The 12,330-nt window shown below is 62.2% G+C and carries 14 protein-coding genes; 10 read left to right on the top strand and 4 right to left on the bottom strand.

What is annotated here, in order from left to right; all coding sequences use genetic code 11:
- Positions 1 to 20 precede the first annotated feature (20 nt).
- Positions 21 to 989, top strand: a complete 969-nt coding sequence (locus tag AC1Z32_RS29575; protein WP_483482380.1) for a PDR/VanB family oxidoreductase — start codon at positions 21 to 23, stop codon at positions 987 to 989.
- Positions 990 to 991: 2 nt separating this feature from the next.
- On the opposite strand, the gene AC1Z32_RS29570 is transcribed toward AC1Z32_RS29575, so the two are convergent.
- A complete protein-coding gene (locus tag AC1Z32_RS29570) occupies positions 992 to 1,912 on the bottom strand; it encodes a LysR family transcriptional regulator (RefSeq protein WP_483482379.1) in 921 nt (306 codons plus the stop codon).
- Positions 1,913 to 2,072: 160 nt separating this feature from the next.
- On the opposite strand from AC1Z32_RS29570, the gene AC1Z32_RS29565 reads away from it, so the two are divergent.
- Positions 2,073 to 3,356, top strand: coding sequence for an aromatic ring-hydroxylating oxygenase subunit alpha (locus AC1Z32_RS29565; RefSeq protein WP_483482378.1), 1,284 nt, complete (start codon positions 2,073 to 2,075; stop codon positions 3,354 to 3,356).
- Positions 3,353 to 3,853, top strand: coding sequence for an aromatic-ring-hydroxylating dioxygenase subunit beta (locus AC1Z32_RS29560; RefSeq protein WP_483482377.1), 501 nt, complete (start codon positions 3,353 to 3,355; stop codon positions 3,851 to 3,853). The genes AC1Z32_RS29565 and AC1Z32_RS29560 overlap by 4 nt, the downstream gene beginning before the upstream one ends.
- A 15-nt stretch (positions 3,854 to 3,868) precedes the next feature.
- On the opposite strand, the gene AC1Z32_RS29555 is transcribed toward AC1Z32_RS29560, so the two are convergent.
- Positions 3,869 to 5,338, bottom strand: a complete 1,470-nt coding sequence (locus AC1Z32_RS29555; RefSeq protein ID WP_483482376.1) for a sensor histidine kinase — start codon at positions 5,336 to 5,338, stop codon at positions 3,869 to 3,871.
- Positions 5,339 to 5,562: 224 nt separating this feature from the next.
- On the opposite strand from AC1Z32_RS29555, the gene AC1Z32_RS29550 reads away from it, so the two are divergent.
- Genes AC1Z32_RS29550 through AC1Z32_RS29530 form a run of 5 tightly spaced genes read left to right on the top strand, consistent with a single transcriptional unit; the run spans position 5,563 to position 9,564 of the window.
- Positions 5,563 to 6,738, top strand: coding sequence for an acyl-CoA dehydrogenase family protein (locus tag AC1Z32_RS29550; protein ID WP_483482375.1), 1,176 nt, complete (start codon positions 5,563 to 5,565; stop codon positions 6,736 to 6,738).
- 36 nt (positions 6,739 to 6,774) lie between these two features.
- The gene (locus AC1Z32_RS29545; RefSeq protein ID WP_483482374.1) at positions 6,775 to 7,152 is read left to right on the top strand and encodes a hypothetical protein; all 378 of its coding nucleotides are present in this window, start codon (positions 6,775 to 6,777) and stop codon (positions 7,150 to 7,152) included.
- A gap of 4 nt (positions 7,153 to 7,156) precedes the next feature.
- Positions 7,157 to 7,675, top strand: a complete 519-nt coding sequence (locus tag AC1Z32_RS29540; RefSeq protein WP_483482373.1) for a nuclear transport factor 2 family protein — start codon at positions 7,157 to 7,159, stop codon at positions 7,673 to 7,675.
- A complete protein-coding gene (locus AC1Z32_RS29535) occupies positions 7,672 to 8,808 on the top strand; it encodes an amidase (protein WP_483482372.1) in 1,137 nt (378 codons plus the stop codon). Before AC1Z32_RS29540 ends, AC1Z32_RS29535 begins: the two co-directional genes overlap by 4 nt.
- 12 nt (positions 8,809 to 8,820) lie before the next feature.
- On the top strand, positions 8,821 to 9,564 hold the full coding sequence (locus tag AC1Z32_RS29530; RefSeq protein WP_483482371.1) for an SDR family NAD(P)-dependent oxidoreductase: 744 nt from the start codon (positions 8,821 to 8,823) through the stop codon (positions 9,562 to 9,564).
- Positions 9,565 to 9,582: 18 nt separating this feature from the next.
- On the opposite strand, the gene AC1Z32_RS29525 is transcribed toward AC1Z32_RS29530, so the two are convergent.
- On the bottom strand, positions 9,583 to 10,215 hold the full coding sequence (locus AC1Z32_RS29525; protein ID WP_483482370.1) for a response regulator transcription factor: 633 nt from the start codon (positions 10,213 to 10,215) through the stop codon (positions 9,583 to 9,585).
- A 303-nt stretch (positions 10,216 to 10,518) separates the two neighbouring features.
- Here AC1Z32_RS29525 and hpaC point away from each other — a divergent pair, with 303 nt between their 5' ends.
- Together hpaC and AC1Z32_RS29515 are read left to right on the top strand one after the other, a co-directional pair.
- Positions 10,519 to 11,055 carry a 4-hydroxyphenylacetate 3-monooxygenase, reductase component gene (hpaC, locus tag AC1Z32_RS29520; protein ID WP_483482369.1) on the top strand — a complete coding sequence of 179 codons (537 nt, stop codon included), beginning with the start codon at positions 10,519 to 10,521 and terminating at the stop codon, positions 11,053 to 11,055.
- Positions 11,056 to 11,237: 182 nt separating this feature from the next.
- Entirely contained in the window at positions 11,238 to 11,684 is a 447-nt protein-coding gene (locus tag AC1Z32_RS29515) for a YybH family protein (protein WP_483482368.1), read from the top strand.
- 51 nt (positions 11,685 to 11,735) lie between these two features.
- On the opposite strand, the gene uraD is transcribed toward AC1Z32_RS29515, so the two are convergent.
- Entirely contained in the window at positions 11,736 to 12,260 is a 525-nt protein-coding gene (gene uraD, locus AC1Z32_RS29510) for a 2-oxo-4-hydroxy-4-carboxy-5-ureidoimidazoline decarboxylase (protein ID WP_483482367.1), read from the bottom strand.
- Positions 12,261 to 12,330 lie beyond the last annotated feature (70 nt).

Below are 12,330 nucleotides of genomic sequence, written 5' to 3'. Positions count from 1 at the left end.
GAACACACTGGAAAGGCATCATGCAAGCTCAAACCTTCAAAGTTCGCGTCGACGCGTTGTGCGAGGAAGCGCACGGCGTCCGCTCATTCAGCGTCTCGCGTCTCGATGGCCTGCCCTTCGACGCCTACGAGCCCGGCGCGCATATCGACGTGACGAGTCCCTCGGGCATGACGCGCCAATACTCGCTGTGTGGCGATCCGGCACGCCGTGAATCGCACCTCTTCGCCGTGAAGAAGGAAGCGCAATCGCGCGGCGGCTCGCGCTCGCTGCATGACGAAGTGCACGTGGGCAGCGAGCTGTCCATCGGTGCGCCGCGCAATCTCTTCAGGCTCGAAGAAAGCGCGAGCGAGCATATCCTGATCGGCGCGGGCATCGGCATCACGCCCCTGCTTTCGATGGCTTATCGTCTCGTCGCGATCGGCGCGCCCTTTACGCTGCACTATTTCGCCCGCAGCGAGACGCATGCGGCCTTTCTGCCGCTGCTTGCACGCGCGCCGTTCGACAAGCATGTGAAGCTGCATTTCGGCGTCGAACGTGAGGGCTTGTCCGATGAACTCGACGCCTCATTGCGCGATGCGGACAAGGGCGCGCACGTCTATACCTGCGGGCCCGCGCCGTTCATGGATGTCGTGGTGGGGACCGCACAAAAGCGCCTGCCCGCCGCTGCCATTCATCTCGAACGCTTCAAGGCCGAGCCGCCAGCGCAAGCGGATAGCGCGCTCGATACATTCGACGTGCAGCTCGCGAGCACGGGGCAAACGGTGCGCGTCGATGCCTCGACCTCGATCGTCGACGCGCTTGCGTCGATAGGCATCGAAGTGGATACGTCATGCGGCGAAGGCGTGTGCGGCACCTGCATGGTCGATGTCGTGAGCGGCGAGCCGGAGCATCGCGACCATTGTCTGAGCAAGGCGGAACGCGCAAGCAATAGCGTGATTTGCTGTTGCGTGTCCCGCTCGCGATCGCCGGTGCTCGTGCTCGATCTCTGAAATCACAGTTTCTCGAAGCCCGCGAGGATGTCGGTCATCAGGCCGCGCATCCACGCGATGCCTTCGTCCTCGTGAAAGTGCTCATGCCAGTGCATCGTCACCGCGGCTTTCGGCAATTGCACCGGCAACGCATAGATACGGAATGCATCGTCGCGATTGAGGATATGCGCGAGCCGCTCGGGCAGCGTCGCGAAGAGATCCGTCACCGCGAGCACGCTGGGCACGGCGACGAAGTGCGGCAACGCGAGCGCGATATTGCGTCCCACTCCTTGCGCGCGCAATGCGTCGTCGAGCGCATGGTGGCTATGTTCGAGCGAACGCACCTGCACATGCGACGCCGAAAGAAACTGATCGAGATTCAATGTCTCACCTGCGGGCAAGCCCTTGCGCTTTCTCGTCATGCACACATACGGTTCCTCGAAGAGCAGCGCGTGACGCGTGCGCGGCAATAGCGCAGGCAGATTGCCGATGGCGAAGTCGAGCCGGCTCGAACGCAACGCCTCCTCGATTTCCTCCACGGGCAAGGGCTCCACCAGCAGCTTCACGCGCGGCGCGGCCTCCTGCAACGCCTGGCAGATCGCGGGCAAAAAGGCCATTTCCCCTGCATCGGAAAGCGAAAGACGAAACGTGCGATTGCTCGTCGCGGCGTCGAAGCGCTCTGCGAAGCGCAATGCTTCGCGCACGGTATCGAGCGCGCGACCGACGATCTCGGCGAGTTCGAGCGCGACGGGGGTCGGCTGCATGCCCGCGCGCGTGCGGATGAAGAGCGTGTCGTCGAAAAGCGTGCGCAAGCGGCCGAGCGAATAACTCACGGCGGGTTGCGAGAGCGCCAGCCGTTCTCCGGCTTTCGTGAGGCTGCGCTCCTCCACGATCGCCTGAAAAACGCGCAGCAGATTGAGATCGACATGATCGAGGGACGTCATCGGGAAACTCTCAAGATATCGACGGGATTTATCGGACAACCGTTTTTTAATCGATTTGACGCATGATCCTCGCAAAGCGAGACTGATGTCAACGAGAGGATGCGCCGATCTTCACCGACATCCTCGTGTTAGCCGATCAACCCAACCCCACATCGAACCGATGAGTACGCCGACCACCCAAATCATCGACACGAGCGCGCTCGGCAGCCGCGCGCAAGCGGACCGCATCGCGCCGTCGCTCTATTACGATCCCGAGCTCTTCGAAGCGGAGCTCGAGCGCATCTTCTATAAAACCTGGATCTGGGTCGCGCATGAAAGCGAATTGCCGAAGCCCGGCGATTTCGTCACGACCACCATCGGCCGCCAGCCGGTGATCGTCGTGCGTGACAAGAGCGGCGCGGTGCACGTGCTGCAGAACCGTTGCCGCCATCGCGGCGCCACCGTGTGCGAAGAGCACAAGGGCAATGCGAAGGGCTTCACGTGCCCCTATCACAGTTGGTCGTATGCACTCGACGGCACGCTGCGCGCGTTGCCCTATGGCGACGGCTACGAAGGCGTATGCGAGAAAGGCGATCTGCCGCTCAAGAAACTGCGCGTCGGAATCTATCAGGGCTTGATCTTCGCGAGCTTCAACGAAGCAATCGAACCGCTCGAGGATTTTCTCGGCGGCGCCAAGCCCTGGATCGATCTTTTCATGAAGCAAGGCGCGGGTTATCCGATCAAGGCCAACGGCGAGCACAAGTTCAAGTTCAAGGGCAACTGGAAGATCCAGCTCGAGAACACGACCGATCTTTATCACTTCCCTGTCGTGCATAAATCGTGGATGAAATCCATCGACGACGAAACCGCCGCGGCCATCACGAGCTTCATGACGAGCGACGAAGCGTTTTGCCGCTCGCTCGGCAACGGGCATAGCCTCGCGGTGCTGGTGCCCGAGATCGTCGATCTCGACAAGGACGACGGCGCGCCCTTGCCCGAGCGCTTCAATGATCTCGCCGCGAAGCTCGCCGAGAAACATACGCCCGAGGAAGTGCGCCGTATCGTGCGCTCGCTGATGGGCGTGGGCTTCAACCTGAATCTCTTTCCGAATCTCGCTCTTTCGATGGCGTTCTTCCGCGTGCTGCGGCCCATTTCCGCGGCAGAGACGGAGATTCGCCACGTCGCGCTGGCAATGGATGGCGGACCGGAAGAAGCGAATCGCGTGCGCCTGCGCATTCACGAACATTTTCAGGGCCCGTTCGGCTTTGGCAGCCCCGACGACGCCGAGGCATGGGAGCGCGTGCAGCGCGGCTCGCATGCGGGCCCCGATGTGCCGATTCTCGTGAATCGCGGGCTGAATCGCGAGACGACATCACCGAATGGAGAAAAGACCGCGCACGCCACGGATGAAACCGGCATGCGTGAAGCCTACAAGCAATGGCGCGCAATGATGGAGCAGGCATGATGGACGATCGCAACGCACTCTTCTCTCAACAGATCTTCGCGCGCGCGATCGAATTCATCTGGCGCGAAGCCGAACTGCTGGACCGGCGCGACTATCGTGCATGGCTCGATCTGTGGGATCCATCGGGCTTCTATGTGGTGCCGATCGATCCGGACACGACCGACTACGCCGCGACGCTCAACTATGCCTACGACGATCAGGACATGCGTGAGAAGCGCGTGCAGCGGATGACGTCCGGCTATTCGGCGTCCGCGTCGGATGCGGCGCGCACGGTGCGCACCGTTTCGCGCTTCACGTTGTCGAGCGATAGCGCCGATGTGGTCGAGGTGAAATCGTCGCAAGTAATCGTCGCGTACAAGCGCGGCGTGTCGACGATCTTCGCCGCCGATCTCACGCACAAGATCAGCATGGCGAGCGGCGAACCGAAGCTCGTGGAGAAGGTTATCCGCCTGATCGATTCGACCGAGGCATTGAGCGCGGTCGGATTCCTGCTCTGATCGCTGAATGTCGTGTCAATCCGGACAATGGGACGAGGGCAACGCGAAGCAGCATTCGAGACCACCGCCTGCTGCGCGTTGCGCCCAGATGCGTCCTTCATGGCGCGACACGATGTTCTTGCACAGCGACAAGCCGATGCCGTTGCCGCCCGCCTTCGACGAAGAGAAACCGTCGAAAAGGCGTTCGAGCGCATCGTCGGGCACGCCCGGTCCGTTGTCGATCACATGCAGTTCGGCGGCTGCTCCGTTCAATACAGTGGCCAGCGTGACGATGCCCGCCGACGGTTGCGCGCCCGCAAGCGCCTCGACCGCGTTGAACGCCAGATTGAGGATCACCTGACCGATCAACACGCGCTCGCAGCGTATCGGCAGCGGCTCGCGCCATTGTTCGATCTTGACCGTCACGCCTTCGTCCCGCGCGCGCAACTGAATGAAGTACGCGACGTCCGCGAGCACGTCGCGAAGATCCGCCTCGGATTCGACGGGTTCCCGCTTCACGATGAACTCGCGCACGCTCTTGATGATATGCGCCGCATGCTCCGCTTGCCGGTCTGCCGCGCGCAGGCCCCAGATCGCGCTTTCGATGGAATCCGGCTGCGAGAGCCGCTGAATCGCGCCCTCGATGAAATTGCGCACGGCGGCGAGCGGCTGGCTCAGCTCGTGCGCGATCGCAGTCGACATCTCGCCCATCGCGTTGTAGCGGCCCGCGTATTCGAGCATGCGCGCTTCGTTACGGCGTGCTTCTTCTATCGCGACCTCATCGCTGATATCGCGAAAGTGCACCAGGATGCCATCCTCGATGTCGATGCGCCGGCACGTGATGCGCAGCCATCGCTTCGCTCCGTCGCGGCGCGTGATCGCATAACGCTGCGCGGGCGTCGAATGCTGGCGCGTCGCACTGCGCAACTGCACGATCAGCCGCTCGCGATCCTCTTTCGTGCAATAGTCGAGCGCGACGCCGAGCGGCGCATCGCTTGCAACGCCCAGCACGCGCCGTCCGGACTCGCTGATGAAACCGACCTTGCCGCGCGGCGTGAGCACCGCGACGCCCTCGCCGAGATCCTGCATGTATTCGCGCAAGCGCGCCTCGTAGCGGCGCAGCTTCTGGCGCATCGCGTCTTCCGCGCTGATATCGCGGAACTGCACCATCACCACGGCGCGCGCCGACAGAGGCACAAAGGTCGCTATCGCCTCGGACAACATGTCGACACCCGCACGCGAGCGATAACACCACTCGTAACTTTGCGGACCTTCCGTGACCGAACGGTCCATCGCATTCACCGCAATTTCGCGCCGGTATTTGATGTCATCACGCGTCATGTCGTGCGCCTTGAGCGGAAGCAGTTCCTCCACAGAAAAGCCGAGCGCGACACAAGCCGCCCGATTCGCCCAGACGATGGCCTTTGTGTCAGCGTCATGCAGAAGCACGCATTGCGTCAATGCATCGAGCAGGCGGCGGAAATCGTCTTCGGCGGGAAAGTTCATGGCGAGGCGCGAGAAAAACATGATTGCAACGATAACCATAGCATCGGCGCGCGCCGGACGCCTCTAAAGATTTCTTTAGAGAACCGGGGTGCTTCACCAGATAACACGCATGCCTTCCCAATTGTTTCCGTCTTTTTGCGTTTCTAGACTGGCATCAAAGCGTGCGACTCGAAAGCGCCCTCATTCATCCATGTGAGTCATACGAACGAAAAGGAGACGTCCCCATGTCATCTTCCGCGATCGCCGTCGCTATCCGCGATGATCTGTCGGATCAAATCGATACCCTGACACTCGACGACGTGATCGCCGAGATCGCAGAACGCCGCGACGAATTCGACCGGCTATCGCATGTGCCGCGCGATGTCATCGCCAAGTTGAAGCGTGTCGGCATCTATCGCGCGGCGACACCGAAGCGCTTCGGCGGCGATGCTTGCTCGCCCGGCGAGTTCCTTCACATGATCGAGCGCATTGCGGTCGCGGACGGATCGGCCGCGTGGGTCGCGAGCTTCGGCTCCGCGAATCTTTATCTCGCCGCCTTGCCGCTCGCGACGCAAGCCGCGATCTATGCAGAGGGTCCCGATCAGGTCTTCGCGGGCGGACTCTTTCCCGTGCAGAACGCGCAGCCCGCGCCGGGCGGCTATCGCGTGAACGGCACGTGGAAGTTCGCGAGTGGCTGCAAGGGCGCGGACTGGCTCGGTGTCGGCATCGGCACGGGCAAGCCGGGCGAAGCGCCGGGCAAACCGCGCACAGCGGTGTTTCGTCCCGCGCAAGTGGAGATCGTGGAGAACTGGAGCGTCGTGGGCATGCAAGGCACGGGCAGTCACGATTTGCGCGTGACGGACGAGTTCGTCGCGGAGGACTGGACCTTCGTTCGCGGCGGCGAACCGACCGTCGATGAACCGCTCTATCGCTATCCGACCATCGCCTATGCCGCGCAAGTGCTCGCTGTCGTGAACCTCGGTCTCGCGCGCGCCGCGCTCGACGTGGCAAATCAGATGGCGGGTGGCCGCAAGACCACCACCGGCGCGCCGCAACTCGCGGATCGCGCGTATTACCGCATCGAGTTGGCCAAGGCGGAAGCGCAATTGCGCTCGGCACGCGCGTTCTTCTATGAATCGACCGACAGCGTGTGGCAGTCGATCCTCGCGGGCAATGAAGTCACGCCCGATCAGATCAGCCTGCTGCGTCTTTCCGCGACGCAGATAGCGCGTGAAGGCGCAGATGTCGTGAACCGCGCATACCGGCTGGGCGGAACGATGGCGATCTATCGCACGCATCCGCTGCAACGCCTGATGCGCGACGCGATGGTCGTCACACAACACGCCTTCCTCGGCGAAGGCAATTACGACGGCGCCGGCGCGGTGTTCGTCGGCGTGCCGCCGATTCCCGGTTATCTCTGATCCATTTTCATCGCATAACAAAAGGAGTAACGCTTCATGACCGATAACCGAAACCTGCCGTTGCGCGTGCTGTTCTGCTGCGGCGTCACGCAGAATTTCTTCGACTTGCCGCGCGAACAGATCGGCGAAGTATGGCAAGCCTACGGCAAGATGCTCTCCGCCATCGAAGCCATGGACAACGTGCGCGTGCTGGGCGTGATGGATGACGATCGCCTAGTCGTCGGCCAGTCCGATGGCGCGCCGTGGACCTTCTACATCATGGCCGATGTCGCGGATTTCGATACGGCCGTTGCCGTGTGCAATCTCTATCGCACGACGCCCGTCGGCGAATATAACTTGTGGCGCTATGGAAAGATCGAGGCGCGTGTGGGACGCGCACTCACGGTTCCGCCCGCCGCAGCCAATAATGCATGACGACATGACGCAAACCACGATCGATGCGTTGATGACGCGCATCGCCGCACTCGAAGCGCAGAACGAAGTGCGCAAGACCATCGCGCGCTATATGGCGTTGTGCGACGTCCCTTGCATGGCGCTGGATGGCGAATCGCTCGCCGCGCTCTTCACGGATGACGCCGTGTGGGAAGGTATCGGCCCGCAATACGCGCATAAGTTCGGGTGCCTGCAAGGACGAGCGGAGATCATCGGGATGCTGCAACGTTATCTGCCGCCCGCGCCGCACTTCGCCACCAACGTGCATTTTCTGACGTCGGAGCATATCGAAGTTAATGGCGATAGCGCCAGGGGCCGATGGATCATGCTGCAGGCATCGGGCTATGTCGATGAGAAGGCGGAACTCATCGCCGCGCGGCTCGATATCGACTTCATGCCTTCCGCGCACGATTCAAGTCGCGCGTGGCTGATTCGACACTTCCGCACCGAGCGTCTCTTCGACGCGCCCTGGCATGTGAACCCTCGGAAGGAGACGAAGGCATGAGCGCATTCATCAGCGAGTTCGATCTGTGCACGCACGATTGCGCCGATGCGCCGACCATCGCGGTCAAGGACAGCATCGATATCGCAGGGCATCCGACCACGGCCGCGAGCCGCGCGCTCGCGAGTTCGGCCGCTGCGGTAGAACACGCCGAAGTCGTCCAGCGTCTCATCGATGCAGGCTGGCACATCAAGGGCAAAACGAACATGCACGAGCTCGCGTTCGGCATGACCGGCATCAATGACTTCACCGGCACGCCGCGCAATCCGCAGGACGCCACGCGTATTCCAGGCGGATCGTCGAGCGGCTCGGCTTCGGCTGTTGGCCTGGGGCTCGTCGATGCCGCGCTCGGCACCGACACCGGCGGCTCCGTGCGCGGGCCCGCCGCGTGCTGCGGCGTGGCCGGATTGAAGCCGACATTCGGGCGCGTGTCGCGTCGCGGTGTGGCGCCCGTCGAAACGACGCTCGATTGCGTCGGTCCGTTCGCGCGGGAGATGCGTGTGCTGATCCATGCGATGTCCGCGATCGATCCCTCGTTCGATGCAGGCAGCGCGCGACGCGACGTATCGAAAGCGCGTGTCGGCATCGTCGCCGTCGATGCGGATGCGGGCATTCGCAAGGCAGTCGAGCATGCCATGCGTGGCGCGGGATTCGCGTCTCGCGGCATCGAACTCGAATCGATGGATGATGCCTTCCGCGCCGGTCTTGCAGTCATCAACGCAGAGACGTGGCATGCGTTCGGGCATCTCATCGATTCCGGCAAGCTCGGCGCGGATCTCGATGCACGTCTGCGCGCAGCATCGAATACCACGCCCGCCGATCTCGAAGCCGCGGAAAACGTGAGGCGCATCTTCACCGCCGCGGTGGATCGCGCGCTCGAAGATTTCGATGTGCTCGTGCTCCCCACTCTGCCCGCGTTTCCGATCACGCTCGAAGCCGCGCACGCGGGCACGTCGGTGATCGCGATGTCGTCTCTGATCAGACCGTTCAACTTGAGCGGCCATCCCGCGTTGAGTCTTCCTCTTCCGGTCGAAGGTTCATCGCTCAAGGCGGGCTTGCAGATCGTCGCGCGTAAAGGCGCGGACGAGAGGCTCTGCGCTGTGGCCGCGCATGTCGAAGCGGCGCTCGTTCAATAAAGGAACCAAGATATGTCCAACAGAATCGCGCTCGTCACGGGCGCCGCGCGCGGACTCGGCGCTGCAATCGCGCGCCGCTTTCACGCAGCGGGCTACAAGGTCGCATTGGCCGATATCGCGATCGAAGCAACCCAGGCGCTCGCACGCGAACTGAGCGTGGATGAAGACAGCGCGTTCGCGCTGAAGCTCGACGTCACATCGAAAGCGGATTTCGAGCACGCGCGCGATGCCGTACATGAACGCTGGGGCCGTATCGATGTGCTCGTCAACAACGCGGGCGCATCGAAGGTCGTGCCCGTGATGGAAATCACCGCCGAGCAGTTCGATCAGGTCATCGATGTCAATCTGCGCAGCGTGCTCTTCGGCTGTCAGGTGCTCGGGCAATACTTCGCGGATCGCGGCGCGGGCCGCATCGTCAATATCGCATCGCTCGCGGGACAGAACGGCGGCTCGGCGACGGGCGCGCACTATGCGGCCGCGAAAGGCGGCGCGATCACGCTGACCAAGGTGTTCGCGCGCGATCTCGCGGCGCATGGGGTGACCGTGAATGCGATCTCGCCCGGGCCGCTCGACCTGGCCATCGTGCATGAGAGCGTGCCCGCCGACAAGCTCGACAAAGTTATCGCTGGCATTCCGGCAGGACGTCTGGGCTCGGCCGATTACGTCGCCGATATTGCCGTTCTGCTCGCATCACCCGATGCGTACTTCGCGAACGGCGCCTGCTGGGACGTCAATGGCGGACTTTACATGCGTTAGCGCGTGCCTGATGGGCCGTCACGCGCGCTCGTCGTCAGGCGGGCTCCATACTTCGAGCACGTCGCGAACGAGCGTAGCGATGGACGCCGCGCCGAGCTTGTCCTTGATGCTCGCGCGATGCACGTCGACGGTCTTCACGCTGATCGAGAGATCGGCGGCGATGCGCTTGCTCGCTTTGCCTTCGATCACGCCGCGCAAGACTTCCTTCTCGCGCGCCGTCAGCGATTCGACGCGCTCGCGCAATTCGCGCTGCCGCTGGTCTTTCGCGTGCCGCTGCGTGGCGAGCTTCATTGCCCGTTGCACGCGATCGAGCATTTGCTGCGAGTTATACGGCTTCTCGACGAAGTCGATCGCGCCATGCTGAAGCGCACGCACGGACATTGGAATATCGCCGTGACCGCTCACGAAGATGACAGGCAAGGTCGCGCCACGGCGGTTGAGCTCGGCCTGCACGTCGAAGCCGCTGATCTCGGGCATGCGCACATCGAGCACGAGGCACGCGGGACGGCTCACGTCGAAGGCATTGAGGAAATCGGTGGCATTGGCGAATCCTTCCGACTTCACGCCGACCGAATCGAGCAGCCACGCGAGCGACGTGCGCATGCCGTTGTCGTCGTCGACGATATACACCACGGGAGCGGATGAATTCATGGCCAATGCTCTTGTCATGCTCGCTTCAGGGACCGTGCGTGCCGAGATAACCGGCTGTCTCATCGCAAGGTCTCGTTCTTATGGAGAAGCAATGATAACCAGCCGATATCCACTCCGAAAGCCCAATCTTTACCTCGATCGCGCGGGATAGGTAAAACCTTTAGTGCGTTCGGTAACGACGCGGAGAAAGCCGGCGGATCGTGCCGATTCTTTTTGTGCGGTTCAGCGCGTACGCTTGAATCACGATTTGATATACACACCTTGATGGACAACCGAAGAATGAATCGAACAGGAGACGCCGTTATGTCCGCGCTGCCCCGTCCCGCGCTCGTCGATATCGATCAGGCGCGCAAGCAGTTTCGCCAGGCCATGTCCCATCTCGGCGCCGCGGTAAACGTCATCACGACGACCGGAACGCACGGCCGCTGTGGCATCACTGCGAGCGCCGTATGCTCGGTCACCGATGCGCCGCCCACGCTGCTCGTCTGCATCAACCGGTCGAGCGCGATGCACGCCGCGTTCGCCGGAAATCGCAATGTATGCGTGAACGTATTGCCGGGACATCTCGAACAGATCGCGCGGCACTTCGCCGGCCTCACGCAATTGTCGATGGAAGAGCGCTTCTCGTTGCCCGTCTGGGACGAAGGCGAGAACGGCGTGCCCGTCTTGCGCGACGCGCTGGCGAGCCTGCAAGGCACCATCGTCGAGGCGAAGGAAGTAGGATCGCATTCGGTGATGTTCGTCGAAACTCACGCGATTCGCGTACGCGACGACGGCGACAGCCTGATTTATTTCGATCGCAACTTTCATCGCGTGCCGCGCGTTTGTGCGGCGCAGTGACGTGTCATCGCCCTCTCTGCGTTAATTGATTACAGGAAGAGCGCTACCTATACTCCACGCGCAGACAGGCGAGTGAAAGGGAAATCGAATATTCGCACCGTTACACGGTGCTCGGGTTTTTCATCATCCGCACGTCATCACGCGTCGCCCAGGTCTGCATATCCGCCACTTGGAGATACGTGATGAACAAGTCCTTCAGGCTATTGGGTGCATGCGGGCTGTTCGCGCTGGTCGCGGCTCAACCTGTTTTCGCACAGCACGACAAGGTGATCGACGAAGCAAACGCCGCGTGGAATGCGGCATTCAACCAGGGAGATGCGCGGGCGCTCGGCGCCTTGTACGACGAAAAGGTGGTGGTGTCGCCGGGGAACGGAACCACCATTACCGGACGCGCCGATGTCGAGAAGTTCTATAAGGGCTTGTTCGACGCGGGCTTTCGCGATCACACGATCGATGTCGTCAGTGCGAATCGCGTCGGCAATCTGATCTATCAGACGGCGAACTGGACCGTCGTGGCGGAAAAGGACGGCAAGAAGACGCCTTATAAAGGCGTCGTGCTCAAGGTGCTTGCGAAGGGCGCGGACGGCAAGTGGCGAACGACCGCGCAGACCTGGAACGCGGCGCCATGACAGCAGTGCGCTTGCGGGCCTGAACCGGCTTCAGGCCCGCGAATTGCCGGATCAGTTCAGCGCGGAAAGACGCGCGTTCAGGCGCGCGCGCGTGATCGCCGCGATCTGCGCCAATGCCTCGTCCAGCTCCTGCTGCGTGCTGCGGCCGATGCGCCGCTCCAGCGCGCTGAATATGCCCTCTCGCGTGTAATGCCGCACGCAAATGATGAACGGAAAGCCGTGCCGCTCGAGATAGGCCGCATTGAGCTGGTCGAGCGCGGCTTCCTGTTCGATCGGCATCGCGTCCAGCCCGGCGCTTTTTTGCTCGGCATCCGAATCCGCCGTCATCGTTCCCGAACGGATGTTCGCACCGGACAAGAGCGGATGCTGATTGAGGAAGGCGCGCTGGCCCGTGGCGTCGAGCTTGCGGATGACGTCCATCATCGCGTCATGCAGCGCCGCTTCGGATACGAACGGACGCGCGCTCCACGCGCCTTCCGCCGCCTGCGGAAAATGCTCGAACACGCTGGCGAACGCGCCGACGAAGGCCGAGTGATCCAGCGCGTTGACCGGTTCGAGATTGATCGACTGTGACATGAACTGCTTTCTCCTATAAGGCACGCCGCATTCGCCTGGCGTCGATTGGCGATTCGTGCCGAGTATAGGA

The organism is Caballeronia sp. 11_S32, from assembly GCF_056930355.1.
This window is presented reverse-complemented; position numbering and strand designations above follow the sequence as displayed.